Origin of the sequence: Flexivirga alba (genome assembly GCF_042661025.1) — a bacterium.
Classification (GTDB): Bacteria; Actinomycetota; Actinomycetes; order Actinomycetales; family Dermatophilaceae; genus Flexivirga; species Flexivirga alba.
Window position 1 is genome coordinate 1,808,723 of record NZ_JBHSWH010000001.1, and the last position, 25,417, is coordinate 1,834,139.

Here is a 25,417-nt window from a genome sequence, read left to right on the forward strand (position 1 = left end):
CTGGTCGCATGCCACGCAAGACCGCCGCCGAGCGGCATACCGACTCCGCACCGGCCGACGAGCCGCCCGAACTGCCCGCCGGGGCTGCCCTGATCGACGCGCTGCTCGCTCTGCATAACCCGGTGCGACGCCGTATCTACGAGATCCTCACCAACGACGGACCGGCCACGGTGGGACAGCTCGCATCCCGTCTCGACATCGCCGTGGGTTCGGTGAGTCATCACCTCAAGCCGATGCACAAGGTCGGCTTCATTGAACCCGCGCCGGGACTCGCGCGGGACACCCGCGAATCGTGGTGGCGGGGGAAGAACCGTCGGCTGTCGTGGAGCAACGAGGATTACGTGGACGGCAGCTTCGCCCGGCAGGTCGCCGACGCCGCCGAACGAGCGAACCTGGAATACCTCAATGCCGCCACCGTCCAGTGGATGCGCACCCGCGACGAGTTGCCACCGCAATGGCGGGAGGGCCTGGCGACCGACACGTTCGTGCCGGCGACGCCCGACCAGTTGGAGGATCTCAAACAGCGCGTGAACACGCTGTCGGACGAGTGGTCACGTGAGGTGCGAGCCGACGCCGGGGCGCATCCCGACGCCGAGCGGCGCCCGGTTCGCTTCATCGCGCGGGTCTTTCCCAGTGAGCCGGGTGCGGTTTGAGCACCCCACGAAGTCTCTCCCCCGCTTCGCTCCTCCGAGTACTTCGCGGGGACCCCGCATGAGAACGACGCCGGCGCTGGACCAACCGGAGCTCGTCGCTGCGCCGCCGCCGCCCGTCCGCCGCGACCGCATGGTGCAGGTGTACCTGTTGGCCGTGATCGTCTCCGAGGCCGGCGACACCGTCTTCGCGATCGGTCTCGCGTGGACCGCCGTACACCTGTTTTCTCCGGGGCTGGCTGGCTTCGTGCTCGGGGTCGAAATGCTGCCGCAGGCAGTGTGCACCCTGTTCGGCGGTGTGATCGCCGACCGCCACGACACTCGCCGAGTGATGATCCTGGGCGAACTCGCCCGCGTTGTCGTTCTGGGCGTGGCTGCGACCTGCTGGCAGCTCGGATTGCATGCCGGCGCAGTGCTTTTCGCGGTCGCGATCTGCTTCGGGACGGTGAGTGGCCTGAGCGGGCCGGCGGCCAGGACGCTCGTGCGGCAACTGGTTGACTCCGACGATCTGGTGACAGTCAGCGGGTGGGCCCAGACCGGTTCACGGCTGGCTCGGCTGCTCGGTGCACCGCTGGGTGCGGTCGTGATCCAGTGGGGATTCGGCTTCTCGATGGTCGCCGACGCGCTGACGTTCCTCGCTGTGCTGATCGTGCTGCGGCTCGTCGTGCAGACCCGTTACCGATTGCCGCGGGCGCCGAAGGAGCCAGTGTCCCAATCACTGCGGTCCGGGTGGGACTACATCCGCGGATCGGAAGTCGCCCGAGTCTTCTTGCTCGGGCTGGCCGCGCTGAACGTCTTCGTCACGCCGGTCATGTCGGTGGGCGTTGCGTTGCGGGTGTCCCAATCTCATTGGGGCTCAGGCTGGTTGGGTGTCTCGGAGGCGACGTTCGCCATCGGCGCCATCGTCGGATCCGTCGCCGGCACGCGCTGGCAGGGCGACTATCTGCCCCGGCGCTCGTTCCAGCTGCTGGTGCTGCAAGGCATCGGACTGTCCGCGGTCGGACTGCCGAGCCGCGTCGGACTCGTCCTGGGTATGACGCTCGTCGGTGTCACGGCCGGGCAAGCATCGGTCTGGCTGAGCGGGTCGTTCCAGCGGATCATCGCGCCCAGCCATCTCGGCCGCGTCTCGTCGGTCAGCAACCTGGGTGACCTGGTGCTCACACCGGCGACCACACCGATCTTCGGTCTGCTCGTCGGTGCATCGTCGGTGGTGGTGACCACCACGTGCTTCGGTCTGGCGATGAGCGCTCTGTGTGCGGTGTTCGCGATCAATCCGCAGATCCGCCGGCTGCGCTGAACAACCACGGGGTGGTCGGCGCCAGCGTGGCCGCGATGGCGTGCTGCAAGCGGCCGTTGTCCGGAATGCGTGCCGGCTCACCGGTTTCTGGGTGCACGAGCTCATTGCCGAGGGCGACATACAGGCTGCGCAAGGTGTGCATGGCGTTGCTGGCGGCGGGCGGCACCGGCCCGTGTTCGCCGGCCTCGAACATCGCGGAGATCGGTCCGAGCAGGAGGCCGAGGTCGGCCGTCGCGTCGCCGAGCAGAACCGCACAGATCGCTGCGGCCACTCGGTCGTCCTCCTGGTCGCGCCATACGAAATCCGTTGCGATGGTGAGGCGTTCGGCGATTGCCGTCAGCAGTCGAGGGGCGGGCGCGAGACCCGTGGCGCCGAGCTCCCCGACCGCATCCGCACCGTGCGCGACGGCGTGGATCCAGCCGACCGGCTCGACATACCCACGCAGGTCGGTCTCGGCGCTCCACCAGGCCAGCAGGGAATCTGTCCATGCGGCGGGCCATTCGCCGTCGTCTGTGGTCCAGGTGGAGGCCAGGACGGCGAAGATCAGCGATCCGAAGGACCGCGCGTAGGGCTCCGGGTCGCGGAGCCGCTCGACCATGCACCCGCCCAGTTCGCGCCGCTGCTCGACCGTCAGCGCGTGCTCGGTCAGCGCCTTGACCAGTCCGCCATACGCACCCTCATCTCGTATGGCGGGGTCGGCCGATGCGAGGTCGGTGACGAGTTGGTCCAGTTGTGACTGCTCCATGCGAGCAGCATGCCCGATGTCGTCATTCGGCATGGTGGTGGTCAGGCTTGGCGCAGCTGTACGCCGAGGTTCATGTGCCCGATGGTCACGGCGTCGAAGTCCAGGTCAGGTCGGGACTGCAGGAACTCGGTGAACGCGCGGTGTTCGTGCTGCCGCCGCTCGTCTTCGTCAACGAAGTCCTCGCCGGCTACCGCAAGCACCGCGGGTCCGACACTTCGCACCGAATCCGCAACGGGGACAACATCCGCGAGCGGGTCGCCGCGATCGGCACGATCAGCAGGCACGTCGCGGTGGCGCGGCGTCCGGGGACGACCCGCAAGGCCTTGCTCTACTCGTTCGTCTATGCGGCGCGCACCTCGTGGGGACTGGCTCGGTCCGGCCAGTGGCGGGTAGCGGCGACACAGGCGCGAGAGGGCGTGCGATGCCTGACCCAGGTCCCGCGTGCGCTCGACCATGCGGAGGCTGCCGCAGCGCGCAAACCCGGTGACCGTCCGTCATACGGTCCGGTGCGGGGTGGCGTCGACGGCTTTTGAGACAATCGGGGCGACCGCTTCGGAAGTCCCCAGGAGAACCACGCTGTGTCCAACGCGCAACCGCTGACCGAGCTTTCCGCCGACGAGATCGCTGCCTTCCGCCAGGTGCAGCAGACGGCATACGAGACGTTGAAGGCCAGCGGTCTCAAGCTCGATCTGACGCGCGGCAAGCCGTCGGCACAGCAACTCGATCTGTCCAACGATCTCCTCAAGCTCCCCACCTCGTATGTCGACGAGGCCGGCGTCGACACCCGCAACTACGGCGGCCTGCAGGGCATCGCCAAGTTGCGCGAGATCTTCGCCGAGCTTCTCTGGGTCGAGCCGGAGCAGATCGTCGCCGGCGGCAACTCGAGCCTGACGATGATGCGCGACACCCTCTACTACCTGACCCTCTTCGGCGGTGTCGACTCCCCGCGGCCGTGGTCGCAGGATGAGAAGGTCCGCTTCATCACCCCGGTGCCCGGCTACGACCGGCACCACACGCTGCTGCAGTCGCTCGGCATCGAGATGGTGTCGGTGCCGATGACGCCGCAAGGTCCGGACGCTGATGCCGTCGCAGCTCTCGTCGCCGACGACCCGACGATCAAGGGCATCTGGGTCGTGCCGACCTACTCCAACCCCGCCGGTGCGGTGTGCAGCCAGGAGGTTGCGGCGCAGCTCGCGTCGATGCCGACTGCGGCGCCCGATTTCAAGATCTTCTGGGACAACGCCTACGCGTTCCACCACTTGACGCAGGACGAGGCCAAGAGCGCCGACATCCTGTCGCTGGCCAGCGCCGCGGGTCACCCCAACCGGCCGATCATCTTCGCGTCGACGTCCAAGATCACCTTCGCCGGAGCGGGAGTCGGTTTCCTCGCGGGTTCCGTCGAGCAGGTGAAGTGGTATCTCGGACACCTTGCCAACGGCTCGATCGGCCCCGACAAGATCAACCAGCTGCGGCACGCGGAGTTCTTCGGTGACGCCGACGGAGTGCGCCGGCACATGCGGGGGCACCGCGACATCATCGCGCCGAAGTTCGCCGAGGTGCAGCGGATCCTGCGAGAAGGGCTGGGCGGCAAGGGAATTGCCACCTGGACCGACCCGATCGGCGGATACTTCGTCAGCCTCGACGTGTTGCCGGGCACCGCGACTCGGGTTGTGCAGTTGGCGAAGGACGCCGGCATCGCGCTGACACCTGCCGGGGCGTCATACCCCTATGGCACGGACCCCGAGGACACCAACATCCGGCTCGCGCCGACCTTCCCGGTGCCCGAGGAAGTCACGGCCGCCATGGAAGGCGTCGTGACCTGCGTCCTGCTGGCCGCTGCCGAGAAGCTCGCGGGATAACGGCGCGCCAGGCATCGGCGATGGCCGAGCGCCGCCCCAAGCTGGCCGAGTGCCCCAAGCTGGCCGAGGAGGTCGTGAGGAACGAGCGACCGTCTCGAGGTCTCCGCCCTCGTCACGCAGGTGGCCAGTCGTATGGCAGAGTTCGGCCTGTGGATTTCCCGGCCGAGACGCCTGCGACCCCGGTCTTTTTCGTGGCCGGTGGGACGGGGATCTCTGCTGAGACGCTCGGCAACATGATGCTGCAGCAGTTCCCCAGCGTGCGGTTCGTGCGCGAGAAGCTGCCGTTCATCAAAACCCCGGAGCAGGCCCATGAGGCCGTCGCCCAGATGGACGCCATCAAGACCGATGTCGTGACACCGCTGGTCTTCTCGACGGTCGCCGTGGAAGAGATTCGCGAGATCCTGTCCGGCACCGAATGCGCCTTCATCGACCTCTTCGGCTCCCACCTGGACATGGTCGAGCGCGTCCTGCACGTCAACGCCGCGCACAACGCCAGCAGTGCGCACGGCATGCGTGATGTCGGGGAGTATGACGCCCGCATGAAGGCTGTGGAGTTCGCGATCGAGCACGACGACGGCCAGAGCCTGCGCCAACTCGAGCGGGCCGACCTGATCCTCACCGCGCCCTCGCGCTGTGGCAAGACGCCGACGACGATGTACCTCGCGCTGCAGTACGGCTTGCGGGTCGCGAACTACCCGCTGGTCGAAGAGGACTTCCAGACCGGCGGGCTGCCGAAGCCGATCGCCCCGTATGCCGACAAGTGCTACGGCCTTTTGTCCACCGCGCAACGGCTCAGCCAGGTGCGGACCGAGCGACGACCCGGCTCGGCATACGCCACTCTTGCGCAGTGCACCTACGAGTTGCGACGTGCCGAGGCGATGTTTCGCGCGCACCGCATCCCTTACACCAACTCCGCCCGGATGTCCGTGGAGGAAATGGCCGCGACGATCATGCAGACGCGCAAGTTGAGTGCCGGACGAGCTTCCGGCGCACGAGGACGATGACGCGAACGTCGCGTCATACGAAAGGAATCCCGACATGACGAACATCGAGTGGTTCGCCGATCTCGGCATCAATGACGTCGAGACCGTGGGCGGCAAGAATGCCTCGCTCGGTGAGATGGTGCAGCACCTGAGCAAGGCCGGTGTCAGGGTGCCGACCGGGTTCGCGACCACCGCGGACGCCTATCGACGGTTCCTGACCGAGACGGGTCTGAAAGCCGGCATCGATGCTGCGCTGACCGACCTCGACGTCGATGACGTGCAGGAGCTGGCCCGGGTCGGTGCCAAGATCCGCGGCGACATCGAGCAGCAGGAGTTCCCGGCCGACCTCGGCGCCGACATCCGTTCGGCATACCAGAAGCTCACCGGTGAACAGGGCGACGAGGCGACCTTCGCGGTGCGCTCGAGTGCCACCGCCGAGGACCTGCCGGACGCGTCGTTCGCCGGTCAGCAGGAGACGTTCCTCAACATCAGCGGCATCGACAACATCCTGCACGCGATCAAGCTGGTCTTCGCCTCGCTCTACAACGACCGCGCGATCGCCTACCGGGTGCACGCCGGCTACGACCACTCGCTGGTTGCGCTGTCGGCCGGCATCCAGCGAATGGTGCGGTCCGACATCGGCTCCTCCGGCGTGATGTTCACGATGGACACCGAGTCCGGCTTCCGCGACGCCGTCTTCATCACCTCCAGCTACGGCCTGGGCGAGGCCGTCGTGCAAGGCGCCGTCAACCCGGACGAGTTCTACGTCTACAAGCCGGCGCTGAAGGCCGATCGCCCCGCGATCCTCAAGCGCGGAGTCGGCTCGAAGGCGACCAAGATGGTCTACACCGACGACCCGACCGTGGGCGAGACCATCCACTTCGTGCCGGTCGACGACGCCGACCAGGGCAAGCTGTCGCTCACCGACGACGAAGTCACCGAGCTGGCCAAGCACGCGGTCGCCATCGAGGAGCACTACGGCCGGCCGATGGACATCGAGTGGGGCAAGGACGGTGTCGACGGCAAGCTCTACCTCCTGCAGGCCCGCCCCGAAACCGTGCAGTCACGCGCGAACACCTCGACGCTGCAACGGTTCGTGCTCAAAGAGCGCGGCCCGATCGTCGTCGAAGGGCGCGCCATCGGCCAGAAGATCGGTGCCGGCGCGGTGCGCACCCTGAAGTCGATCGAGTCGATGCACGAGTTCCAGGCCGGTGAGGTTCTCGTCGCCGACATGACCGACCCCGACTGGGAGCCGATCATGAAGCGCGCGTCGGCCATCGTCACCAACCGTGGCGGCCGTACCTGCCACGCGGCGATCATCGCGCGCGAGCTCGGCATTCCGGCAGTTGTCGGCACCGCCACTGCGACCAAGGACCTCACCGACGGTCAGGAGGTGACGGTCTCGTGCGCCGAGGGTGACACCGGTTTCGTGTACGAGGGCGTTCGCGACTTCGACGTCAACGAGACCGCACTGGACGAGATGCCTGACCTGCCGGTCAAGATCATGATGAATGTCGGCACCCCGGACCAGGCGTTCGAGTTCAGCCGGCTGCCCAACAAGGGCATCGGCCTGGCCCGGTTGGAGTTCATCATCAACCGGCAGATCGGCATCCACCCGCGCGCCCTGCTGGAGCTGGACGATCAGGCGCCGGAGCTGCGTTCGCACATCGAGGCACTGATTGCGGCATACGACAGCCCGCGGGAGTTCTTCGTCAAGCGGGTGGCCGAAGGTGTCTCGATGCTGGCGGCGGCGTTCGCGCCCGAGCCGGTCATCGTGCGTATGTCGGACTTCAAGTCCAACGAATACGCCGGCATGCTCGGCGGCGAGGGTTTCGAGCCCGACGAAGAGAACCCGATGATCGGCTACCGCGGCGCATCGCGTTACCTGTCAAAGGATTTCGAGGACTGCTTCGCCATGGAGTGCGAGGCGCTGCGCTATGTCCGCGAGGACATGGGGCTCACCAACGTGAAGGTGATGATCCCGTTCGTGCGCACCCTGGCCGAGGCGGAGGGCGTCATCGACCTGCTCGGCAAGAACGGCCTGAAGCGGGGTGAGAATGACCTGCAGGTCATCATGATGTGCGAGGTGCCGAGCAACGCCGTCATCGCCGACCAGTTCCTCGACCACTTCGACGGCTTCTCGATCGGCTCCAACGACATGACCCAGCTGACGCTGGGTCTGGACCGCGACTCCGGGCTGGTTGCCGCGGGCTTCGACGAGCGTGACCCCGCGGTCAAGGAGATGCTCTCGATGGCGATCAAGGCGTGCAAGGCGCGCGGGAAGTATGTCGGGATCTGTGGTCAGGGCCCCTCGGACCACCCCGACCTGGCCGACTGGTTGCTGGACCAGGGCATCGAGTCGATGTCGCTCAACCCGGACACCGTCGTCGAGACGTGGCTGCGGCTGGCCAAGCGCAGCGCCCAGACCGCTTAGAACACCGGATCACGAGAGTCGGGGTCCCCGCGAAGTATCGGATGAGCGGAGCGGGGGAGAACTTCGTGGGGTGACGGGCGCCCTTCCCGGCATACAGGGGAGGGCGCCTGATCGTCATGGTGACCGTCTACGTCTGGGCCGTGTGCGCCAGATCGCCGCTCGGGGAGGCAGGATCTCCTCCCCGATGGAGAGCGCGGGAGATGATGGCGTCGATGCTGAATCGGCCGGCGCCGACGAGCGCGGCCACCAGTGCCAAGGCGCCCAGGGCCAGGTTCAGTTGGTACCCCGGAGGCGAGGTCGCCGAGCTCAGGCCGGTGGCCCAGGTGACGGTGACCGTAGCCATGACCATGTCTCCGAACAGTGCCAACCCGGCCAGGCGGGTGCACACACCGAGAGCCATTGCTATTCCACCGCCGAACTCGGTCAAGCCGGCTAGCAGGGCGAAAATCTCTCCGGGTCGAAGATGCGCAGCCTGCGACATGTAGAGCGCTGTCTGGTGGATACCGTTCGGCCCAGCACCCGGGAAGGCGCTGAACAGCTTCGCGGCGCCGTAGTAGAGGAAGACCCACGCGAGGGCGATCCGCACCGTGAGTAGCGCGGCATCGATCGCCGGCCCACCTGAGGTCGTTTCGAACACGAAGCGCAGCGATCGGGTGAAACCGCGTCGGCGCCCAATCGTATTCATCGGCCGGCGGCGCGCGTGTCGCTCGCCGCTTCGGACGTGGTCGGGTTCGATGTATGGCGACCCGTCTGCCGTTCCGCGTCGCGGTCTGCCTCAGGGGCTGGCGCGGGTTCGCGGATGGAGGGCAGTCTGTCCGGTTCGTCCAGTGGCCGGAACGGTCCCAGGAGCTGGGCGGCGAAGACCGTGAGGTGGTGCGGACGGGCTCCTTGCTGTTCGATCCTGAGGGGTCGTCGCTGCAGCCCCGTGTCGGCGCTGATTGTTTCGGGAGTGGGGAACAGCGCGCGATGCGAGAGTTGGTCCCAGATCGTCAGTGTGAAGCCGAGGTTGAGATCCTGGGGACCCACCAGCCGGTGGTGGATGCGGTGGTAGTTCGGACTGACGAACACTCGCTCGAGTGGACCGAAGCCCAGGTTGGTGTTGGAGTGCGCGAAAGCGACCGCGCCGCCGTAGAAGACGAGCAGCAGCGTGGGTAGTTCTCCGTTCGCGATCAGCACCAGCGCGGGGATCACGGCCAGCACGTAAGAGACGTGGATGAGCGGATGGGTCCGAAAGACCGTGAGAACGTTCATGTCCTCCTGGGAGTGGTGGAGTTCGTGGAAACGCCACAACAGGCGGATCCGGTGATTGGCCAGATGCACCAACCAGTTGCAGGCGTCCATCGCCACCACGATCGCGAGGATCGCGCCCCAGCGTGGAACCGTCCCGATCCGGGGAAGGATCACCCACGGCGCTACACGTCGTACCACGACGTCGAGCGACAGGGTGAGTGCGGTTACGAGGGGCAGCACGACCACGATGTTGAGTACGGTGTAGAGCACGTCATGCCGATCCCCACGGGCCACGAGGGCTCGTCGCTGAGCAGGCCGTAGCCGTTCAGCGGCGAGGAACAACGCGATCAACGCAAAAGCTAGCGGTCCGATCGTGACGGCGCGAAGGCTCGTCAACGAATCGCCGAAGTCCACCCCGCCCCAGTTCGTCGCCCAACCGACCCCGATCAGGAGCAGGGCGAGGGCCGGTATCAACAGGGCCGGGAGATAGATGCGGGACGACGCCCGCTGCCACACTTTCCCGCCGGCGGCACGGATGGAGATGCCGCGCTTGGTCGCGGTCGTCGTCGCCGGCGTAGCCGCCTCATAAGTTCTCTGCACCATGGTTGTTTCTCCTTTGCACCAGTGAGACTCTGTGCGTCGCCCGCTAGAACGCCGCGCCGCCGGGGTTGGGAGCCTTGGCCTTCGATGAGGAGGCCGAAGAACTTGGTGTCGCCGAGGCGGAAGCACCGATGGGGTTGCCACTGGCGTCGAGGGCCAACCAGCGGCCCCATTGATCCGTCACGTTCTGTCCCTTCGCCTGTCCTGCTGCGGTGTCGCGGGCGTAGGTGAACGCGGGGTGGCCGTTGACGATCACTTGGCTGCCGTTCTTCGTGACGGCCGGCCAGATGGCCAGGCACTGACCCGTGCAGGTCGGCTTGCCTGCGGTGTCTCCAACGAGCTCATAGACCGTGCGACCCGACGGGTCTACGAGCACCGTGCCGATGGAGATCGATCTGGTTTTCAGGGCGCCGGCTGACGCGGTCGCCACTGCCTTGCTCTGCGTCGCGCCGGGCGCTGACCCGGCGGAGGACGAGCCACCTCCACACGCGGAAAGCAGTGCCACGAGGGCACCGACACCTGCCGCGCCGAGGCCCACCTTGCTGATACCGAAGGTTGACATCTGCTACCTCACCTCTGAGACGAAGCACCCGAACCGGTGCCTCCCTGGAGACACGTACAAAGTCCGCTCGCGGTTCATCTGAGGTTGACCCCGTTCGGTGACACCCGCACTGGGGTCACGGAGCAGCAGGACATCGATGTCATTGGGGGGTCGTAGACCGCGCGGTCGTAGAGGGCTCGCGGAACCGGGGCAAGGCCCTTCGTCTTTCGGATCGGGCTCAGGCTGCACGCGAACCCGTATATCGAGGGCCATCAATTCTGGCTATGAGAGGCAAGCCGGCGACACCCCGAGAACTGCTGCGGACACGCATGCTGCCCCCAGAATGTCTCGATGAACGATCGGTCTGCACGGGGTCGCAGATTGTCGTGGCGCACAGCATCTGGGAGATTCGAACGATGACACCGGAGGAGCTGCGCGACTACTGCCTGGCGAAGTCGGGTGCCTGGCTCGACGAGCCCTGGGAAGGCGATCTGGTAGCCAAGGTGCACGACAAGATCTTCGTGTTCCTCGGCGGCGGCGCAACAGTGGGTGTGAAGGCCGGCGCTACTCGCGAGGAGGCCGACGAGTGGCTGGCACAGTACCCGCACGACGCGAGTGTCATGGCGTACATCGGGCGGTCCGGGTGGAACACTTTGCGCGTCGGAGGCTCGATCCCGGACGACGAACTGCGCGAGGCGATCGACGCGTCGTATGACGCGGTGGTCGCGAAGTTGCCGCGCAAGCACCGCCCCACGTAGCCGTGAGGGAATCGCGTGACTACGCGAGGCGATCAAGGTCCCAGAGGTGGAGGAGAGCACACCCCTGGCGCGCAGGACTCCTCCTGTCGGTCTCGCGACTAGCAACCGCTGACGCGGTGGGTCGCAGCAGGGGCGGTTGCCTGCAAGCTCCAGGGAGAGGGCGGATCCACCTTGGGCCCGCCGAGTAATTGGACTGTCGCTTCCGACCCGTTCGACAGCCTCCGCTGCCAGTACCACGCACCGTCCGAGGATCCCGGGCCGGGAGCCCAACCCAGCCTGTGCAATGAGGCGCTGATGGCGGACACGGTTTGGTCCGGTGACCTGACGTGATCGAACTGTGCAATGACGGTCACGTCGTCCCACCCGTACGTCGACTTCACACCATCGCACGAGTCCCACATTGGCGGAACGAACTGCCGACCGAATACATGCACCGTCGATGGGATGGCAGAAAGAGTTGGTTTCAACTGCGCCATCAATCGTCCATTGGGATCGGGGTTTCCAACGGCCTTGGGTTGACTGTCACCACAGGCGCTCAGCGCGGCGACTACCAGCAAGATCATCGAGCAGCTGCCAAGCCGCGTCCCGCCCATTCCCGGCCGCATCCCCATGGGGCCATGCTGGCACGGGTGACGCGTAGTCCTGTCCGGCATGGCAGAACTCGGAACGCGACCAGCAGGAACCTTCAATTACCCGAGGCGTCGTAGCGCCGTCTCGATTGTGGCCTCGATCCGGGAAGTCATGCCGGGCGCATCGACGGGACGTCGGCCGGCGACCTGAGCACGGATCCACTTCGGCTGGCTGTCGTCGTGGTGCAGCAGCGCATACAGGTCCCACCACGGATCGAGAGCGACTCCGGCGATCGATTCGTAGAGCGACCGCAGCTGCTCCGCCCACTCGGATGAGTAGAGCGCCGCCAGGTATCGCCGACAGTGGCCGACGTCAATCGCGCGCGATCCTCGGTGGACGCCGTTCCAATCGGTCAGGCCGGTGATCCGCCCGCGCGACCACAGCAGGTTGACCGGCAGGAAATCGCCATGCAGAAAGACGGCAGCATCCTTGGGTGGCGGCGCCGCCATGGCATCGAACGCCGCCTTCCAGACCGCCGCCTTCTGTGCGCCGACCGGGACCTGAAACGCGTCCAGAGGAGCGATCCAAGAATCCGTCCAGGGTCTGAGGGTTTTGGCAGGCAGATCGAGAGAATGCAGCACTACGGCAAGTTCGGCGATCCTGATCATCCACGACCGAGGGTCCGCCGGATTGAGATCGACATGTCCCGGCAGCCGCGTCATCAGCAACGATGGCGAACCGCCCGTGGACGCGCCCGTAACGTCAGTGGCCAGGATGCTCGGAGCGGGGAGCCCACTGCCCGCCACCACACCGAGGTGGACGATCTCGCTCTGCAAGCTCTCGTGCAGGCCAAGCCCGCCCGGGTACTGGCGCAGTACGGCGAACGTTCGCACTCCATGCCGTTCGACCGTCACTCGGCGTACGGCGGACGAGACGCCACCGGTCATGCGGCGAAAGCCAACGACGCGGCCGCCACGACCCATCGACGCCGCAACCCAGGCGAGAGTCTCCGCGGAGGGCCGACGCTGCCTGAAATCGCCATCCCTCCAGTCGTCGTCGCCCACGAACGCGAGGCTACTTGTCAGTGGCCAGCGCCGCCGGAGTCACCCTCCGGCGCCTGAGCAGCGAAGCTAGACGTGCTGTGGCAGGTTGGCCGTATGCATGTTGATGCGGGACGATCCATCGCCGATGGCTCGTTGGCCGACCGACTCGCTGGTCGGACCTTCCTTTCCAGGACGGTGATCGGACGTGACCTGGTTCCCGGAAGCGCCATCTCCGTCGATTTCGGCGCCGATCGGCGCCTACATGTGTACGCCGGTTGCAACCACATGTCAGGCGACTTGCGATTCGACGGCCCGCGCCTATCAGTCGAACGAATGTCGACAACCGAAATGCGCTGCGAGCGGTCACTTCTGGACCAGGATGGGTGGCTCGCGAGTTTGCTGCAGCCGGGCCTGGACGCGCACCTGAACGGTGACGCTCTCACTCTGACCGGCGAGGGAGTGACGTTGCAACTGATGGACCGCCGCGCAGCTGATCCGGACCGGCCTCTGGAGAACACGGTCTGGGCACTCCGTTCTTGAGAACGGATACGGATTGAGCGTCGAGTGGCACCGCAGCTGGCGTGCGGTGCGATTCTGGTGTGGTGAGCGCCACCGAAGCTGCAATCCGAGATCGCGCCGCTGACTCGCTGGCCGAGGTTGAGCATCTGGAGGTGCGACGGATGTTCAGCGGCTTCGGGTTCTACGTCGACGGCCTCCTGGTCGCGGCTGCCTGGGATGGTGCATTCCGGCTGCGCCATCACGAACGCGGGTCGTGGGTATACAAAGCGGTCGACGACTCGACGATCGATGAGCCCGCCGAGCTGGTCGGGTTATTCCGCGACCGTGCGCTGGTCCTGTCCCGTGACCCAGCTGCTCGGTCAGCTTCAAAGCGGCGTCGCTATCGTCACGAGCCGCGTCAACGCCACTGACCGGTGGTCGATCGCCTGTCGGGATGGTTCAGTTTGTGAGCCGGTGGGTGTTCTCTCGCCAGGCCGGCGACATACAATTTGCATATGCACGCAGATAAGCAGTTTTGCGGATTGGATCCTGACTCGGAGTTCGTCGAGCTGGCGGTCGAGGTGTTCTCGATGCTGGCCGACGCGACCCGAGTGCGGATCGTGCTGGCGTTGCGCAACGCGGGTGAGATGTCGGTGAACCATCTGGCGGATGTGGTGGACAAGACGCCCGCAGCGGTGTCACAACATCTGGCGAAGCTGCGACTTGCGCGGATGGTGGCCCATCGCAAGGAGGGCACTACCGCGTTCTACCGGCTGGTCGACGAACACGCCTCCCAACTCGTTATCGACGCGATCAAGCAGGCCGAGCACACGTTCTCCTCCGGAGATGGATCGCATCACCATTCGTCGACGGCTCCGGCATGAGCAGGCCGCCGGCCGCCGCGCACGACGATCATGCGCACGACGGTCATGGCCACGGGCACAGCCACGGCCTGGTGGCCAGGTCGATTCTGTCGTCCCGGGAAGGCCTCAAGGCGGTCGGTTGGAGCCTGCTGGTGTTACTGGTGACCGCCGCTGCCCAACTTGTGGTGTTCATCGCCACCGGCTCGGTCGCGTTGCTGGCAGACCTGATCCACAACTTCGGTGATGCGCTGACCGCGATCCCGTTGGGGATCGCGTTCTGGCTGCGATCGTTCGTTGCCGAGAAGCGCGCCGGATTCTTCGTAGTGGCAACGATATTCGTCAGCGCGGTGGTCGCTCTGGTGGAGTCGATCAGTCGACTGATTCACCCGCAGCACCTGCATCATCTGGTGCCGCTGGCCATCGCTGGGGTCATCGGATTCGTCGGGAACGAAATCGCCGCGTTGATTCGCACCAACGCCGGTAAACGCCTGCACTCCCCGGCCCTGGTCGCCGATGGCGCACACGCACGTACGGATGGGCTGGTGAGTCTGTCGGTCGTTGCCAGCTCGATCGTCGTGGGCCTGGGTTTCCAACTGGGCGACCCGATCATCGGTCTGATCATCACCCTCGTGATCCTGCGGATCACCTGGCAGTCGTTCCGCACCGTGCAGCAGGACCCGGAGGGCGCCGACCTCGATCACCACGACCACTAAAAGTGCCAAGCCCGCCGTCAGGACAGCCGCACCCTGGCACGTATGGCGGCAAGCAACACCTGCTCGGTCGGCAACCCTGATGGCCGGCCATGCTCGTCCCGGTAAACCCGACAGGCGACCGCGGGACGTGCCCCGGGTGCGGGGAGCAGATCCCGGCCGTCGGCGAAGAAGGACGGGGACCCCACGAAACCCCGCTGGACAGCGGCCGTGTCGTCATCGACCACGACAACAACCACCGTCGTGGACAACCCGGCTCGCGCCAGGACCGAGTCGTACACCGCCTCGGCCGCTGCCGCATGCGGGCAGTCCGGCACCACCAGCAGCTCAAACCTCATGCCATCAGTGTCCGCTATGGCGCGAAAAGGTGGTGCGAGCTGGGTGAGGACCCACCGGTCTCGCCATACGAATGCCAATGGGCAGGACAAACATCCCACGTTAGGTTCAATGGGTGTCTGATGTGATCCCGCCGCCGAAACGGACCAGTGAGCTCGTCGTGGCGCACATGCACCAACTCATCCGCAGCGGCGAGTGGCCGGTGGGGGAGCGGATCCCGGCGGAGCCGGAGCTGGTGGGGCGCTTCGGAGTCGGGCGCAACACGATCCGCGAAGCGGTGCGGGCGCTGGAGCACGTCGGCATGCTCGCGCCACGGCGCGGGGACGGCACCTACGTCCGCAGTGCCAGTCCGTATGCCGCGGTCATCCAGCGCAGCGCCACGACCGAGCTACTCGACCTGCTGCAGGTGCGTCGTGCCCTGGAGTCCGAAGCTGCCGCCGGTGCGGCCAGCACGGCTACCGCGGTCGCCAAGCGACGCATTCGCAAACTCCTGGACACGGCCGAAAAAGCTTTGGTATCAGGGGATTCCGAGCAGTATGACGCAGCGGACATCGACTTCCACGCCGGTGTAGTCGCTGCATCCGGCAACGGGCTGCTGGTCGAGATCTACGCCGGCGTCGTGGAAGCGATGCGCCGTTCCCACGCGGAGGTCACCAGCGCCTTCCGTGCTGGGCAGATGCATCCGCTCGGTCACCGTGACCTGGTCGACGCCATCGAGCGCGGCGATGCCGAGGCGGCGCGCGCCGCCGTGCACGCCTATCTGACGGAGGCTGAGAAGGAGGTACGTCGATGACCGAGGTCAGACCAGCGGACGCCGTCGAGACGAGTTCTGCACTGAGCGGTCGCTCCGCGCTCGTCGCAGCGATCGGCATCATGCTGGTGGCAGCCAACCTTCGCCCAGCAGTTGTATCGGTGTCACCGCTGATCGACACGATCTCGGACTCGTTCGGGTTCAGTAGCTCGACGGCAGGGCTGCTGACCGCGATTCCGTTGCTGTTCTTCGGCATCAGCGCACCCGTCGCGCCGCGGCTGGCCCACCGATTCGGCATCGAACAGACCATCTTCGGTGCGCTCGCCGTTCTGGTGGTCGGCATCGCCCTCAGGCTGATCGCAGCGCCCGCAGCGTTGTTCGGCGGGTCGGTCCTCCTCGGGATCGGGATCGGCGTCTGCAATGTCGTGCTCCCGGCGTTGATCAAGCGCGACTTCGCGCATCGGTCCGGGCTGATGACCGGCCTCTACTCGATGACGCTGTCCGGTGGTGCAGCGGTCGCCGCCGGGTTGACGGTACCGATCGACGATGCGCTCGGCGGGCGATGGAGGCTGACCCTCGCCGCGTGGGGCCTGCTGGTCCTGGTCGCGATGGCGCAATGGGTGCCACAGCTGCGCCGCCGGCACGTCGTGTCCTCGGGTCGGCCCTCGAGCAAACTCTGGCGGGATCGCACCGCATGGGCGATCACCGTCTACATGGGGGTGCAGTCGCTGATCTTCTACACGTTCGGGGCGTGGCTGCCGAAGTTCCTGATGGATGAAGCGGGTATGTCCAGCGGCGCCGCCGGCGGTGTCCTCGCGCTCGGTCAGACCGTGGGGCTGACCTGCTCGTTGCTGGCGCCGATCATCGCCGGCCGGTTCGCCGGCCAGCGGGCAATCACGTTGGCATCACTGGGAATCTGCGTGCTGGGGTTCGTCGGTCTGCTGACCGTGCACGGCTGGTGGGTGCTGTGGGCCGGCATGATCATGGTCGGTCCTGGATGCGGCATCGGACTCGCGTTGCTCTTCATGGTGTTGCGCAGCAATTCTGCGGCGCAGGCCGGGCAGGTCTCGGGTATGGCGCAAGCCGTCGGCTACGGGCTGGCCGCGATCGGACCGATCCTGATCGGTGCCGTCCACGACGCCAGCGGGTCCTGGACGCTGGCGATGACGGTGCTCGCGTGTGCCGCCATACCGCAGGGGATTGCGGCGCTGCGCGCGGCGAGGGACGGCAAGATGACTCCCGACGAGGGCTGAGCGTCGCCGCAACGCCGATCAAGCGGACGCGAGCCAAAGTGCGTCATGCTGCTGAAATGAGCAGCCAAGCTGACACATTCGGTCGGTATGTCGGGATCCTCGCCGAGACTCTCGACGATCACTCGACGTCCCCGGCCCAGTTGGCGGGGCGGCTCTACACGTCGCGGTTCCACCTGGACCGCATCGTGTCGTCGGTCAGTGGTGAGCCGCCCGCGACGCTCCGCAGGAGGCTTCTGCTCGAGCGCGCGGCATACCGGCTCATCACCAGCGAGCGCCGGATCCTCGACGTGGGAGTCGAAGCCGGCTATGCCTCGAACGAGGCCTTCACGCGTGCCTTCGCCCGCCTCTTCGGTATGGCGCCACGCGATTTCCGTTCTCACCCGGGGAATTCAAGGTCCCGGCGAACAACGGAGTCCACTTTCAACCACCGGGAGGGCTACGGCTGCCCGGCACAGGAGGCTTCACCGCCATGGAACTACTGACTCGAATGATCGACCATCACATCTGGCTGACCGGCGAATTCGTTGACCGCGCAGCACGATTGACCGACGCCCAGCTGGATGAACGCATCGAGTACGGCCTCGACGACGACCCGGACGTGATGACATTGCGCCGGTTGCTGTCGCGCCTGGTCGGCCAGATGGGCATGTGGAACGCCGTTCTGGCGAACCGCGAATACGACTGGAGCGTCGAGGAACACGAGTCGGTACTCTCGCTGCGCTCACGGCTGACGGTCGACGGCCCACGCTTCGCCGAAAACGTGCGCGCCGCGATCCAGCGCGGCGAGCTCGACGACACCTTCGTCGATGCCGCCTGTGAGCCTGCGGAGGTCTTCACCTACGGCGGAATGATCGCGCACGTGCTGACCTTCGCCGCGCACCGTCGGACCCTGGTGGCGTTGTCCCTGGACAAGCACGGCGTCACCGACCTGGGCTGGGGCGACCCGATGCGGTGGGTCGCCGAACCTGCCTGAGCCGCTACTCCTCGGAGATCGTCATCGACGCGAGGCGTTGCCCGGCGAGCACGACACCAACTGCGAGCGCGATGACCGCGGCGATAACGGCGTATGCCAGCGGCACCGCAGGCTTGCCGTCGTCGGGCGCGGTTGCGATGTGTTGCACGACGGCATTGCCCCAGGCGCGGGCTGACAGCCACTTGACGGGGGAGAACAGCGAGGAGATCGTCGATTCCCAGATCAGCCAGAACAGCAGACAACCGACCACGCTGCGCTTCATGGTGGTCGCGAGCACGGTGAAGATCCCGACATACGCGATCGTCGACACGACACCACCGAGCAGCGCGCCCAGGGCGACATTGCTGCTGCCACCGACCATGATCACACCGGCCACGAACATCATCACCGCACCGAAGACGATGCCCGCCGCGAGCACGATTACCGCCTTGCTCGCGATGATCGCCACCCGGGAGATCGGCTTGGTGAGCAGGTAGATGATCGACCCGTCGTCGAACTCGGAGTTGATCAGTGTCGTCGTGGCGACCAACGCGACGACGGGCAAGACGATGCCGATGCCGAACACGCGTAGGAAGTTCTCGGCCGAGTAGTCGTCGTCACTGCTGCCGGTGGAGACGGCGCGAACGACCGCAGCGAGGGCCAGCAGGATCACCGGCATCGCGATCATCAGCCAGACACGTGCGCGGCCGAAAAGGGAGCGCAGGCCCAGGCGCAGGATCGTGGGGTTCATGTATTCACCAGGTAACTGAAGACGCTCTCGAGCGACTCATCGGTCGGGTTGAGCTCGAAGATCCGAATCCCGTTGTCGCGCGCGAGCTTCGGGACGATCTGCGCGAAGCCGCCGAAGTCGTCGGCCTCCACTTCCAAGGCGTTCGTGCCACGGAGTCGGGCGCCGCGCACCGACGGCTCGGCGAGCAGCAGAGAAGCCAGCTTCCGATCGTCGGAGCTACGGACGATGTACTGGTTGGGCCGGTCGGTCATCAGCCGCCGGATGGCCGCGAAGTCACCGCTGGCGGCGTGCCGACCGGCAACGACGACTTCGACCTGGCGGGCGATCTGCTCGACCTCCTCCAGGATGTGCGAGCTGAAGACGATCGTCCGGCCTTGCTCGGCGAACTGCGTCAGCAGCCCCATCATGTGCCGACGCTGGATCGGGTCCATGCCGTTGAACGGCTCGTCCAGCAGGAGCACCGCCGGGTCGTGCACCAGCGCCGACGCGACCTTGATGCGCTGCTTCATGCCCTTGCTGTATGTCGAGATCTTGCGGTCGGCCGCCTCTGCCATGTCCAGCAATCCGATGGCGTGCTTCGCCGCGAGTTTCGGCTGGGGAATCTTCTGCAGCTCGGCATTGAGCCGGACGAACTGCTCACCGGTCAGGAAGTCGTAGAGCGATTCCTGCACCGGAACCAATCCGATCCGCCGGTACATCTCGACGTGGCCACGGGTCGGCTGTCCGTCGAGCGTCACGGTCCCGGCCGAGGGCGGCAACAGTCCCGCCATCATCGACAACAGCGTCGACTTGCCGGCGCCGTTCGGACCGAGGAGGCCGGTGACGCCGGGACCGATGTGCATATTGACGTCATTGACCGCCACGACGTTGCCGTACCAGCGAGAGACGTCGGTCAGCTCGAGGTCGCTCATAAGGAAGCTGCCTTCCGGGTGCGTGCGACCAGGATCGCGGCGGCGCCCAGCGTCCAGCAGACCGCGGCGATCGCGAAGCCGATCGTCCAGCCAGGCCCCGGGTGGAGCACCGACGGCGACGGTGTCGGTTGGTCGAAGAGGCCGCTGATGAGCTCGGCCGCGATCGAGAACGGGTTGAACAACGCCCCGACGAAACTCATCGTCCGATGGCCTCCGTCGTATGCCGCGCCCTGCACCGCGGTCACGATCCCCGAGCTGAGCATCAACGCGACGATGACCGCGGTGACGGCCAGCCCGGAACGGGTAGTTATCGCCGACACCATGCCTCCGAAGGTCGCCAGCATCAACGCCAGCACTGCCACGCCGACGACCGCGGCCAGGTAGTTCTTGGTGTGTTCACCCCGGTCGACGTTGGCGCCGAGGGCAGCGCCATACCAAATGGTCAGCGGTATGACGACAACGGCGAACAGCGCGGTCGTCAGCGCCGCGAGCCGCATCAGGACATACAGCGTGCGCGACAGCGGGCGGGCGAAGTAGAGCACGATCGTCCGATACCGCAGGTCTCGGGCGAACAGGACGGGCGCCTGCGCTGCGGCGAAGATCGTGATGAGCAGCTGGGTCCAATAGGGGAAGCCGAAGTAGTTGGACAGCGGTGCGAAGAGGTTCGCTTGGTCCGACAACGACATCTTGTTCAGTTGGAGGAGCAGCCCGGCCAGGACGAGCGCGGGGATCAGCAGCAACGCGGTCATCAGCCAGGGCATGACCTTCGACTTGCCGGACCGGCCGAGCCCGAAGCAGTGTCGCAAGGACGTGAGGTAGAGCGACCAGGCGACAACGCCGGTGCTCTGGCGGCGTCCGGTGAACGGGCGATAGCCGATGTCGTGAATGACACCGCGGCGTGCCGGAGTCGTCATGCGGCCGGGCCCCTTGCTGGCTGAAGACTTCTTCCAGGCTGTGGTGGACCTCCTGCAGGCGGACCAGCCCGAGCTGTGCGTCGGCGACCACGTCCCTGATCAGGTCGAGGGTCTCGGGTCGTTCGACCCGGACCTCGATGCGGTCACCGATCGGCCAGGCCTGAACTCCGCGGTCAAGTAGTGCCTGCCCGATCCGCCGGTCGCTGCCGGGCGGTCCGAGCACCTCGACCAGGACGTTCCCCGTGGTGTGTGTCAGCTCCTGGGTGCGCTCGGCGCGCAGCAACCGTCCGCCGTCGATGACGATGACGTAGTCGACGGTGCGCTCGAGTTCCCCCAGCAGGTGACTGGTGACCATGACTGAGATCCCGAAGTCGTGGCCGATGCGACCGATCAGCTCGAGCATGTCGTCGCGGGCGCGCGGGTCGAGTCCGTTGGTGGGTTCGTCGAGCAGCACCAGCTGCGGACTGTGCACGATCGCCTGGGCGAGCTTGGCGCGTTGCTTCATGCCGGTCGAATAGCCGCCCATCGGGCGGTGTCGTTCTTCGGCCAGCCCGACGTGGCGCAGCACGTCCGCGGTGCGCTCGCGGGCAGCGTTGCGTGGCAGGCCGGACATCATCGCCATGTGCATCACGAATTCGGCGGCCGACACGTCGCCGGGAAGCACATCGTGCTCGGGCATGTAGCCGACGAGCGCTCGGACGCCCGCGCCCTGCACCGTCGGGTCCATCCCGAGCACGTGCACCTTGCCGCCGGTTGGCCGCAGCAGACCGAGTAGGACCTTGATGAGGGTGGACTTGCCGGCGCCGTTGACGCCCACCACACCAGTGATCCCTTCCGGGACAGTGAGGGTCAGGTTGTCGAGGGCGCGCACCCGTGGGTACTGCATCGTCAGGTCCTCAGCTACGGCAACTGCCATGCCCGGGAGCCTAACCGGGTCTATCTCGCTCCCGTCCGGCAGCGGCCGGGCGACACCGCGCCGAACGAGGAGACCAAGCCCACAGTGCTCGATTTGGACTGCGCGGACGTCTCTGGCAGACTGTTCAAGTTGCTTGACGTGCAGTGATCACGTGCGTCGCCGACAGATCCGAAGCAAAATTGGATCCGGCGAGACATGTTGCTGCCGGCCCGAAAGCGCCCAGTCCACCAGTAGGCGGACCATGCGGGTGAGGTCGGGAAGCGCAAGCCACAGGCGCGAAATCCTACGGTTTCGCCGGCCGACCACGCCAGATATGTCTGCGCAGTGCTGCGAAGCACACGCGACACACCCGAGCGCGGGGGCCGGACACAAACCCTGGCATCGCACCGAACAGACCTAGTAAGTAATTGAAGTACGGCGAGAGAGAGACACGGGCGAATGGCGGGACAAAAGATCCGCATCCGACTGAAGTCGTATGACCACGAAGTCATCGACAGCTCGGCGCGCAAGATTGTCGACACGGTGACTCGTGCCGGTGCAACGGTGGTCGGCCCTGTGCCGCTCCCGACGGAGAAGAACGTTTACTGCGTCATCCGTTCACCGCACAAGTACAAGGACAGCCGCGAGCACTTCGAGATGCGTACCCACAAGCGATTGATCGACATCGTTGACCCGACTCCGAAGGCCGTCGACTCGCTGATGCGTCTCGACCTGCCGGCGGACGTCAACATCGAGATCAAGCTCTGACCTGGGAGGAATGACTCGATATGACACACACAACTGAGCGTTCCGTCAAGGGCGTTCTGGGCGAGAAGCTCGGAATGACCCAGGTCTGGGACGAGAACGGCCGGCTCATCCCGGTCACCGTCGTACAAGCTGGTCCGTGCGTCGTCACCGCCGTCCGCGGCGAGGGCGAGGGCTACCACGCGGTGCAGATCGGCTTCGGCGCGATTGACCCCCGCAAGGTCAACAAGCCGTTGACGGGCCACTTCGAGAAGGCCGGCGTCACGCCGCGCCGTCACCTCGCGGAGATCCGCACCGCTGACGCCGCCGAGTACCAACTCGGTCAGGAAGTCACCGTGGAGACCTTCGAGACCGGACAGCGCATCGACGCCGTCGGCACCACCAAGGGCAAGGGCTTCGCCGGCGTCATGAAGCGTCACGGCTTCCACGGCGTCAGCTCCTCGCACGGTTCGCACAAGAACCACCGCAAGCCGGGTTCGATCGGTGGCTGCGCCACCCCGGGCCGCGTCTTCAAGGGCATGCGTATGGCGGGCCGCATGGGCGGCGAGCGCCAGACCACCCAGAACCTCACGATTCACGCCATCGACGCCGATAAGGGTCTGTTGCTGATCAAGGGTGCCGTTCCCGGCCCCCGCGGCGGCATCGTCCTGGTGAAGACCGCGGCGAAGTCGTCCGTCAAGGAGGCCTGAGTCAGATGACGACCGTTGACATCAAGAGCGCCACTGGCGCCAAGGCGGGCACCGTCGAGCTGCCGCCCGAGATCTTCGACGTGCAGACCAACGTCCCGCTGATCCACCAGGTTGTGGTGGCACAGCTCGCGGCAGCACGTCAGGGCACGCACTCCACCAAGACCCGCGGCGAGGTCCGCGGTGGTGGCCGCAAGCCTTACCGCCAGAAGGGAACCGGTCGCGCCCGTCAGGGTTCGACCCGCGCCCCGCAGTTCGCCGGCGGTGGCATCGTGCACGGACCGAAGCCGCGCGACTACGCGCAGCGGACCCCAAGAAGATGAAGGCTGCCGCCCTGCGTGGCGCCCTGTCCGACCGGGCCCGTCACGACCGCATCCACGTGCTGACCTCCCTGGTCGAGGGCAACAAGCCCTCAACCAAGACGGCGGCCGCGGTGCTGGGTGAGCTCACCGAGCGCAAGAACCTCCTCGTGGTGCTGAGCCGCGACGAGCAGGCGGCGCTGCTGTCGGTGCGCAACCTTGAGGACGTGCACATCCTGTTCGTCGACCAGCTCAACACCTACGACGTGTTGTGCGCGGACGACCTGGTCTTCTCCCAGGCAGCGCTGGAGCGCTTCCTGGCCGGCCCGGCCGCCGCGGTCAAGGCAGCATCGGCCGCTCCGGTCGAGACCGCCACGTCCGAGGCGACTCCGAGCGAGGCAACAGCGGCCGAGGTCGCCGACGGTGGCTACGGCGCCGACTCGGCAGCTCCGCTCGCCGACGGTGCATCGCCCGACCTGGAGACCTTCACGGTCAAGGGCAACAAGGACTCGATGAAGTACCACGTCGCCGGTTCCCGTTGGTATGACGCCACGGTCGCCGAGGTGTGGTTCAAGACGGCCGAGGCCGCTGCTGCTGCTGGGTTCGCCCCGGCCGGCGGTGCTGCCGCGCAGAAGACCGACAAGGACAAGTGATTCTCGCCATGACGCAACTGGGTAAGAACCCGCGCGACATCTTGATCGCGCCGGTCGTCTCGGAGAAGTCCTACGCGCTGCTCGACGAGGGCAAATACACCTTCGTGGTCGACCCGCGCGCGAACAAGACCGAGATCAAGATCGCCGTCGAGGAGATCTTCGACGTCAAGGTCGACTCGGTCCACACGTTGAACCGTCAGGGCAAGACGCGCCGGACCCGCTTCGGCACCGGCAAGCGCAAGAACACCAAGCGCGCCATCGTCTCGCTCAAGGAAGGCGCGATCGACATCTTCGGCTCCCAGAGCTGACGTCGACCGCCCCAAGACAAGAACTCCTAAGGACAGACAATGGCTATCCGCAAGTACAAGCCGACGACGCCGGGGCGTCGTGGCTCGAGCGTGGCTGACTTCGCCGAAGTCACCCGCTCGACGCCCGAGAAGTCGCTGGTGCGTCCGCTGCCCAAGACGGGCGGCCGCAACGCGTCGGGTCGCATCACGACTCGTCACATCGGTGGCGGTCACAAGCGCGCCTACCGCGTCATCGACTTCCGTCGCATCGACAAGGACGGCATCCCGGCCAAGGTCGCTCACATCGAGTACGACCCCAACCGCACCGCCCGCATCGCACTGCTGCACTACGCCGACGGCGAGAAGCGCTACATCATCGCTCCGAACCGCCTGCGTCAGGGTGACGCGATCGAGAACGGCCCGGGCGCCGACATCAAGCCTGGCAACAACCTGCCGCTGCGCAACATCCCGACCGGTACGGTCATCCACTGCATCGAGCTGCGGCCCGGTGGCGGTGCGAAGATCGCCCGCTCGGCCGGCGCACGCGTCCAGCTCGTCGCCAAGGACGGTCCCTACGCCCAGCTGCGTATGCCGTCCGGTGAGATCCGCAACGTCGACGTGCGCTGCCGCGCAACGGTCGGCGAGGTGGGTAACGCCGAGCAGAGCAACATCAACTGGGGTAAGGCCGGCCGCATGCGCTGGAAGGGCAAGCGCCCGACCGTTCGTGGTGTCGCAATGAACCCGGTGGACCACCCGCACGGTGGTGGTGAGGGCAAGACCTCCGGTGGACGTCACCCGGTCAGCCCGTGGGGTCAGGCCGAGGGCCGCACCCGTCGCCCGAAGAAGGAGAGCGACAAGCTCATCGTGCGTCGCCGTCGTACTGGAAAGAAGCGGTAAGAAATGCCCCGTTCATTGAAGAAGGGCCCCTTCGTCGACGATCACCTTCAGAAGAAGGTGGACGCACAGAACGAAGCCGGCACCAAGAGCGTTATCAAGACCTGGTCCCGCCGGTCGATGATCACTCCCGACATGCTCGGCCACACGCTGGCCGTGCACGACGGTCGCAAGCACGTCCCGGTCTTCGTGACCGAGGCGATGGTCGGCCACAAGCTCGGCGAGTTCGCACCGACTCGGACCTTCAAGGGTCACGAGAAGGACGACCGGAAGGGACGGCGTCGCTGAC

At 66.2% G+C, this 25,417-nt stretch carries 31 protein-coding genes and 2 pseudogenes; 23 read left to right on the forward strand and 10 right to left on the reverse strand.

What is annotated here, in order from left to right; all coding sequences use genetic code 11:
* The first annotated feature begins 8 nt into the window (after nucleotides 1-8).
* Together ACFQDH_RS08830 and ACFQDH_RS08835 are read left to right on the forward strand one after the other, a co-directional pair.
* Nucleotides 9-653, forward strand: coding sequence for a helix-turn-helix domain-containing protein (locus ACFQDH_RS08830; protein ID WP_382400434.1), 645 nt, complete (start codon nucleotides 9-11; stop codon nucleotides 651-653).
* A gap of 58 nt (nucleotides 654-711) precedes the next feature.
* Entirely contained in the window at nucleotides 712-1,947 is a 1,236-nt protein-coding gene (locus ACFQDH_RS08835) for an MFS transporter (RefSeq protein ID WP_382400436.1), read from the forward strand.
* On the opposite strand, the gene ACFQDH_RS08840 is transcribed toward ACFQDH_RS08835, so the two are convergent.
* Nucleotides 1,919-2,692, reverse strand: a complete 774-nt coding sequence (locus tag ACFQDH_RS08840; RefSeq protein WP_382400438.1) for a DUF2785 domain-containing protein — start codon at nucleotides 2,690-2,692, stop codon at nucleotides 1,919-1,921. The genes ACFQDH_RS08835 and ACFQDH_RS08840 overlap by 29 nt on opposite strands.
* Nucleotides 2,693-2,739: 47 nt before the next feature.
* Between ACFQDH_RS08840 and ACFQDH_RS08845 the strand changes: the two genes are divergently transcribed.
* The 4 genes from ACFQDH_RS08845 (at nucleotide 2,740) to ppsA (ending at nucleotide 7,968) form a co-directional block, all read left to right on the forward strand.
* Nucleotides 2,740-3,225 carry a hypothetical protein gene (locus ACFQDH_RS08845; RefSeq protein WP_382400440.1) on the forward strand — a complete coding sequence of 162 codons (486 nt, stop codon included), beginning with the start codon at nucleotides 2,740-2,742 and terminating at the stop codon, nucleotides 3,223-3,225.
* Between the two features lie 45 nt (nucleotides 3,226-3,270).
* On the forward strand, nucleotides 3,271-4,551 hold the full coding sequence (locus ACFQDH_RS08850) for an aspartate aminotransferase type Ic (RefSeq protein WP_382400442.1): 1,281 nt from the start codon (nucleotides 3,271-3,273) through the stop codon (nucleotides 4,549-4,551).
* Nucleotides 4,552-4,700: 149 nt separating this feature from the next.
* Nucleotides 4,701-5,555, forward strand: coding sequence for a pyruvate, water dikinase regulatory protein (locus tag ACFQDH_RS08855; protein ID WP_382400444.1), 855 nt, complete (start codon nucleotides 4,701-4,703; stop codon nucleotides 5,553-5,555).
* Nucleotides 5,556-5,589: 34 nt separating this feature from the next.
* A complete protein-coding gene (ppsA, locus tag ACFQDH_RS08860) occupies nucleotides 5,590-7,968 on the forward strand; it encodes a phosphoenolpyruvate synthase (RefSeq protein WP_382400446.1) in 2,379 nt (792 codons plus the stop codon).
* A 127-nt stretch (nucleotides 7,969-8,095) separates the two neighbouring features.
* On the opposite strand, the gene ACFQDH_RS08865 is transcribed toward ppsA, so the two are convergent.
* The 3 genes from ACFQDH_RS08865 to ACFQDH_RS08875 are packed head-to-tail and all read right to left on the reverse strand — an operon-like array spanning nucleotide 8,096 to nucleotide 10,360.
* On the reverse strand, nucleotides 8,096-8,605 hold the full coding sequence (locus ACFQDH_RS08865; RefSeq protein ID WP_382400448.1) for a DoxX family protein: 510 nt from the start codon (nucleotides 8,603-8,605) through the stop codon (nucleotides 8,096-8,098).
* 44 nt (nucleotides 8,606-8,649) lie between these two features.
* Nucleotides 8,650-9,801 carry a sterol desaturase family protein gene (locus tag ACFQDH_RS08870; protein WP_382400450.1) on the reverse strand — a complete coding sequence of 384 codons (1,152 nt, stop codon included), beginning with the start codon at nucleotides 9,799-9,801 and terminating at the stop codon, nucleotides 8,650-8,652.
* Nucleotides 9,802-9,844: 43 nt separating this feature from the next.
* Nucleotides 9,845-10,360 (reverse strand): COG4315 family predicted lipoprotein, encoded by a 516-nt coding sequence (locus ACFQDH_RS08875; protein ID WP_382400452.1) that lies wholly within the window; start codon nucleotides 10,358-10,360, stop codon nucleotides 9,845-9,847.
* 395 nt (nucleotides 10,361-10,755) lie between these two features.
* On the opposite strand from ACFQDH_RS08875, the gene ACFQDH_RS08880 reads away from it, so the two are divergent.
* Nucleotides 10,756-11,097 carry an MmcQ/YjbR family DNA-binding protein gene (locus ACFQDH_RS08880; protein ID WP_382400454.1) on the forward strand — a complete coding sequence of 114 codons (342 nt, stop codon included), beginning with the start codon at nucleotides 10,756-10,758 and terminating at the stop codon, nucleotides 11,095-11,097.
* 689 nt (nucleotides 11,098-11,786) lie between these two features.
* Here ACFQDH_RS08880 and ACFQDH_RS08885 read toward each other — a convergent pair.
* Nucleotides 11,787-12,731 carry a phosphotransferase family protein gene (locus ACFQDH_RS08885; protein ID WP_382400456.1) on the reverse strand — a complete coding sequence of 315 codons (945 nt, stop codon included), beginning with the start codon at nucleotides 12,729-12,731 and terminating at the stop codon, nucleotides 11,787-11,789.
* Between the two features lie 93 nt (nucleotides 12,732-12,824).
* Between ACFQDH_RS08885 and ACFQDH_RS08890 the strand changes: the two genes are divergently transcribed.
* The 4 genes from ACFQDH_RS08890 (at nucleotide 12,825) to ACFQDH_RS08905 (ending at nucleotide 14,784) form a co-directional block, all read left to right on the forward strand.
* The gene (locus tag ACFQDH_RS08890) at nucleotides 12,825-13,250 is read left to right on the forward strand and encodes an META domain-containing protein (RefSeq protein ID WP_382400458.1); all 426 of its coding nucleotides are present in this window, start codon (nucleotides 12,825-12,827) and stop codon (nucleotides 13,248-13,250) included.
* 62 nt (nucleotides 13,251-13,312) lie between these two features.
* Nucleotides 13,313-13,639 (forward strand): TfoX/Sxy family protein, encoded by a 327-nt coding sequence (locus ACFQDH_RS08895; protein WP_382400460.1) that lies wholly within the window; start codon nucleotides 13,313-13,315, stop codon nucleotides 13,637-13,639.
* Between the two features lie 84 nt (nucleotides 13,640-13,723).
* Entirely contained in the window at nucleotides 13,724-14,092 is a 369-nt protein-coding gene (locus ACFQDH_RS08900) for an ArsR/SmtB family transcription factor (RefSeq protein ID WP_382400462.1), read from the forward strand.
* A complete protein-coding gene (locus tag ACFQDH_RS08905) occupies nucleotides 14,089-14,784 on the forward strand; it encodes a cation diffusion facilitator family transporter (protein WP_382400464.1) in 696 nt (231 codons plus the stop codon). Before ACFQDH_RS08900 ends, ACFQDH_RS08905 begins: the two co-directional genes overlap by 4 nt.
* Nucleotides 14,785-14,801: 17 nt before the next feature.
* Here the strand turns inward: ACFQDH_RS08905 and ACFQDH_RS08910 are convergent, their stop codons facing one another.
* A complete protein-coding gene (locus ACFQDH_RS08910) occupies nucleotides 14,802-15,119 on the reverse strand; it encodes an alkylmercury lyase (protein WP_382400465.1) in 318 nt (105 codons plus the stop codon).
* Nucleotides 15,120-15,232: 113 nt separating this feature from the next.
* Here ACFQDH_RS08910 and ACFQDH_RS08915 point away from each other — a divergent pair, with 113 nt between their 5' ends.
* From ACFQDH_RS08915 to ACFQDH_RS08930, 4 genes are read left to right on the forward strand one after another with little or no spacing between them, the layout of a single operon-like run.
* On the forward strand, nucleotides 15,233-15,910 hold the full coding sequence (locus ACFQDH_RS08915) for a FadR/GntR family transcriptional regulator (protein ID WP_382400467.1): 678 nt from the start codon (nucleotides 15,233-15,235) through the stop codon (nucleotides 15,908-15,910).
* A complete protein-coding gene (locus ACFQDH_RS08920) occupies nucleotides 15,907-17,121 on the forward strand; it encodes a CynX/NimT family MFS transporter (RefSeq protein ID WP_382400469.1) in 1,215 nt (404 codons plus the stop codon). Before ACFQDH_RS08915 ends, ACFQDH_RS08920 begins: the two co-directional genes overlap by 4 nt.
* Before the next feature lie 56 nt (nucleotides 17,122-17,177).
* On the forward strand, nucleotides 17,178-17,603 hold the full coding sequence (locus ACFQDH_RS08925; protein ID WP_382400471.1) for a helix-turn-helix domain-containing protein: 426 nt from the start codon (nucleotides 17,178-17,180) through the stop codon (nucleotides 17,601-17,603).
* Nucleotides 17,591-18,094 (forward strand): hypothetical protein, encoded by a 504-nt coding sequence (locus ACFQDH_RS08930; RefSeq protein ID WP_382400473.1) that lies wholly within the window; start codon nucleotides 17,591-17,593, stop codon nucleotides 18,092-18,094. The genes ACFQDH_RS08925 and ACFQDH_RS08930 overlap by 13 nt, the downstream gene beginning before the upstream one ends.
* 4 nt (nucleotides 18,095-18,098) lie before the next feature.
* Here the strand turns inward: ACFQDH_RS08930 and ACFQDH_RS08935 are convergent, their stop codons facing one another.
* Genes ACFQDH_RS08935 through ACFQDH_RS08945 form a run of 3 tightly spaced genes read right to left on the reverse strand, consistent with a single transcriptional unit; the run spans nucleotide 18,099 to nucleotide 20,649 of the window.
* A complete protein-coding gene (locus ACFQDH_RS08935) occupies nucleotides 18,099-18,824 on the reverse strand; it encodes an ABC transporter permease (RefSeq protein ID WP_382400475.1) in 726 nt (241 codons plus the stop codon).
* A complete protein-coding gene (locus ACFQDH_RS08940) occupies nucleotides 18,821-19,735 on the reverse strand; it encodes an ABC transporter ATP-binding protein (RefSeq protein WP_382400477.1) in 915 nt (304 codons plus the stop codon). The genes ACFQDH_RS08935 and ACFQDH_RS08940 overlap by 4 nt, the downstream gene beginning before the upstream one ends.
* Nucleotides 19,732-20,649, reverse strand: a complete 918-nt coding sequence (locus tag ACFQDH_RS08945; protein WP_382404942.1) for a hypothetical protein — start codon at nucleotides 20,647-20,649, stop codon at nucleotides 19,732-19,734. Before ACFQDH_RS08945 ends, ACFQDH_RS08940 begins: the two co-directional genes overlap by 4 nt.
* Between ACFQDH_RS08945 and ACFQDH_RS08950 the strand changes: the two genes are divergently transcribed.
* Nucleotides 20,648-20,830 (forward strand): hypothetical protein, encoded by a 183-nt coding sequence (locus ACFQDH_RS08950; protein ID WP_382404943.1) that lies wholly within the window; start codon nucleotides 20,648-20,650, stop codon nucleotides 20,828-20,830. The two genes, ACFQDH_RS08945 and ACFQDH_RS08950, sit on opposite strands and share 2 nt — an antisense overlap.
* A gap of 309 nt (nucleotides 20,831-21,139) precedes the next feature.
* Here ACFQDH_RS08950 and ACFQDH_RS08955 read toward each other — a convergent pair.
* A pseudogene (locus ACFQDH_RS08955) lies at nucleotides 21,140-21,565 on the reverse strand (ATP-binding cassette domain-containing protein); the annotation flags it as partial.
* Between the two features lie 438 nt (nucleotides 21,566-22,003).
* Here ACFQDH_RS08955 and rpsJ point away from each other — a divergent pair.
* The 7 genes and pseudogenes from rpsJ to rpsS all read left to right on the forward strand — a co-directional run bounded on the left by rpsJ (nucleotide 22,004) and on the right by rpsS (nucleotide 25,416).
* Nucleotides 22,004-22,312: a 30S ribosomal protein S10 gene (gene rpsJ / locus ACFQDH_RS08960; RefSeq protein WP_114930053.1), complete on the forward strand. Its 309-nt coding sequence runs from the start codon at nucleotides 22,004-22,006 to the stop codon at nucleotides 22,310-22,312.
* Nucleotides 22,313-22,332: 20 nt separating this feature from the next.
* The gene (rplC, locus tag ACFQDH_RS08965; RefSeq protein ID WP_382400479.1) at nucleotides 22,333-22,998 is read left to right on the forward strand and encodes a 50S ribosomal protein L3; all 666 of its coding nucleotides are present in this window, start codon (nucleotides 22,333-22,335) and stop codon (nucleotides 22,996-22,998) included.
* Nucleotides 22,999-23,003: 5 nt separating this feature from the next.
* Nucleotides 23,004-23,644, forward strand: a pseudogene (rplD, locus tag ACFQDH_RS08970) (50S ribosomal protein L4); the annotation flags it as partial.
* 162 nt (nucleotides 23,645-23,806) lie between these two features.
* A complete protein-coding gene (locus ACFQDH_RS23910) occupies nucleotides 23,807-23,947 on the forward strand; it encodes a sunset domain-containing protein (protein WP_465253892.1) in 141 nt (46 codons plus the stop codon).
* 8 nt (nucleotides 23,948-23,955) lie between these two features.
* Complete coding sequence (rplW, locus tag ACFQDH_RS08975) at nucleotides 23,956-24,255, forward strand: 50S ribosomal protein L23 (protein WP_382400481.1); 300 nt, start codon at nucleotides 23,956-23,958, stop codon at nucleotides 24,253-24,255.
* A gap of 39 nt (nucleotides 24,256-24,294) precedes the next feature.
* On the forward strand, nucleotides 24,295-25,131 hold the full coding sequence (rplB, locus tag ACFQDH_RS08980) for a 50S ribosomal protein L2 (RefSeq protein WP_382400483.1): 837 nt from the start codon (nucleotides 24,295-24,297) through the stop codon (nucleotides 25,129-25,131).
* Between the two features lie 3 nt (nucleotides 25,132-25,134).
* Nucleotides 25,135-25,416, forward strand: a complete 282-nt coding sequence (gene rpsS, locus ACFQDH_RS08985; protein WP_382400485.1) for a 30S ribosomal protein S19 — start codon at nucleotides 25,135-25,137, stop codon at nucleotides 25,414-25,416.
* Nucleotide 25,417 lies beyond the last annotated feature (1 nt).

Bases quoted from the DNA above. Each gene is read 5' to 3' on its own strand.
- ACFQDH_RS08830 (WP_382400434.1), top strand. From the start codon at position 9: ATGCCACGCAAGACCGCCGCCGAGCGGCATACCGACTCCGCACCGGCC.
- ACFQDH_RS08835 (WP_382400436.1), top strand. From the start codon at position 712: ATGAGAACGACGCCGGCGCTGGACCAACCGGAGCTCGTCGCTGCGCCG.
- ACFQDH_RS08840 (WP_382400438.1), bottom strand. From the start codon at position 2,692: ATGGAGCAGTCACAACTGGACCAACTCGTCACCGACCTCGCATCGGCC.
- ppsA (WP_382400446.1), top strand. From the start codon at position 5,590: ATGACGAACATCGAGTGGTTCGCCGATCTCGGCATCAATGACGTCGAG.
- ACFQDH_RS08870 (WP_382400450.1), bottom strand. From the start codon at position 9,801: ATGGTGCAGAGAACTTATGAGGCGGCTACGCCGGCGACGACGACCGCG.
- ACFQDH_RS08875 (WP_382400452.1), bottom strand. From the start codon at position 10,360: ATGTCAACCTTCGGTATCAGCAAGGTGGGCCTCGGCGCGGCAGGTGTC.
- ACFQDH_RS08880 (WP_382400454.1), top strand. From the start codon at position 10,756: ATGACACCGGAGGAGCTGCGCGACTACTGCCTGGCGAAGTCGGGTGCC.
- ACFQDH_RS08890 (WP_382400458.1), top strand. From the start codon at position 12,825: ATGCATGTTGATGCGGGACGATCCATCGCCGATGGCTCGTTGGCCGAC.
- ACFQDH_RS08900 (WP_382400462.1), top strand. From the start codon at position 13,724: ATGCACGCAGATAAGCAGTTTTGCGGATTGGATCCTGACTCGGAGTTC.
- ACFQDH_RS08905 (WP_382400464.1), top strand. From the start codon at position 14,089: ATGAGCAGGCCGCCGGCCGCCGCGCACGACGATCATGCGCACGACGGT.
- ACFQDH_RS08910 (WP_382400465.1), bottom strand. From the start codon at position 15,119: ATGAGGTTTGAGCTGCTGGTGGTGCCGGACTGCCCGCATGCGGCAGCG.
- ACFQDH_RS08920 (WP_382400469.1), top strand. From the start codon at position 15,907: ATGACCGAGGTCAGACCAGCGGACGCCGTCGAGACGAGTTCTGCACTG.
- ACFQDH_RS08925 (WP_382400471.1), top strand. From the start codon at position 17,178: ATGAGCAGCCAAGCTGACACATTCGGTCGGTATGTCGGGATCCTCGCC.
- ACFQDH_RS08930 (WP_382400473.1), top strand. From the start codon at position 17,591: ATGGAACTACTGACTCGAATGATCGACCATCACATCTGGCTGACCGGC.
- ACFQDH_RS08935 (WP_382400475.1), bottom strand. From the start codon at position 18,824: ATGAACCCCACGATCCTGCGCCTGGGCCTGCGCTCCCTTTTCGGCCGC.
- ACFQDH_RS08940 (WP_382400477.1), bottom strand. From the start codon at position 19,735: ATGAGCGACCTCGAGCTGACCGACGTCTCTCGCTGGTACGGCAACGTC.
- ACFQDH_RS08950 (WP_382404943.1), top strand. From the start codon at position 20,648: ATGCGGCCGGGCCCCTTGCTGGCTGAAGACTTCTTCCAGGCTGTGGTG.
- ACFQDH_RS08945 (WP_382404942.1), bottom strand. From the start codon at position 20,649: ATGACGACTCCGGCACGCCGCGGTGTCATTCACGACATCGGCTATCGC.
- rpsJ (WP_114930053.1), top strand. From the start codon at position 22,004: ATGGCGGGACAAAAGATCCGCATCCGACTGAAGTCGTATGACCACGAA.
- rplC (WP_382400479.1), top strand. From the start codon at position 22,333: ATGACACACACAACTGAGCGTTCCGTCAAGGGCGTTCTGGGCGAGAAG.
- ACFQDH_RS23910 (WP_465253892.1), top strand. From the start codon at position 23,807: ATGAAGTACCACGTCGCCGGTTCCCGTTGGTATGACGCCACGGTCGCC.
- rplW (WP_382400481.1), top strand. From the start codon at position 23,956: ATGACGCAACTGGGTAAGAACCCGCGCGACATCTTGATCGCGCCGGTC.
- rplB (WP_382400483.1), top strand. From the start codon at position 24,295: ATGGCTATCCGCAAGTACAAGCCGACGACGCCGGGGCGTCGTGGCTCG.
- rpsS (WP_382400485.1), top strand. From the start codon at position 25,135: ATGCCCCGTTCATTGAAGAAGGGCCCCTTCGTCGACGATCACCTTCAG.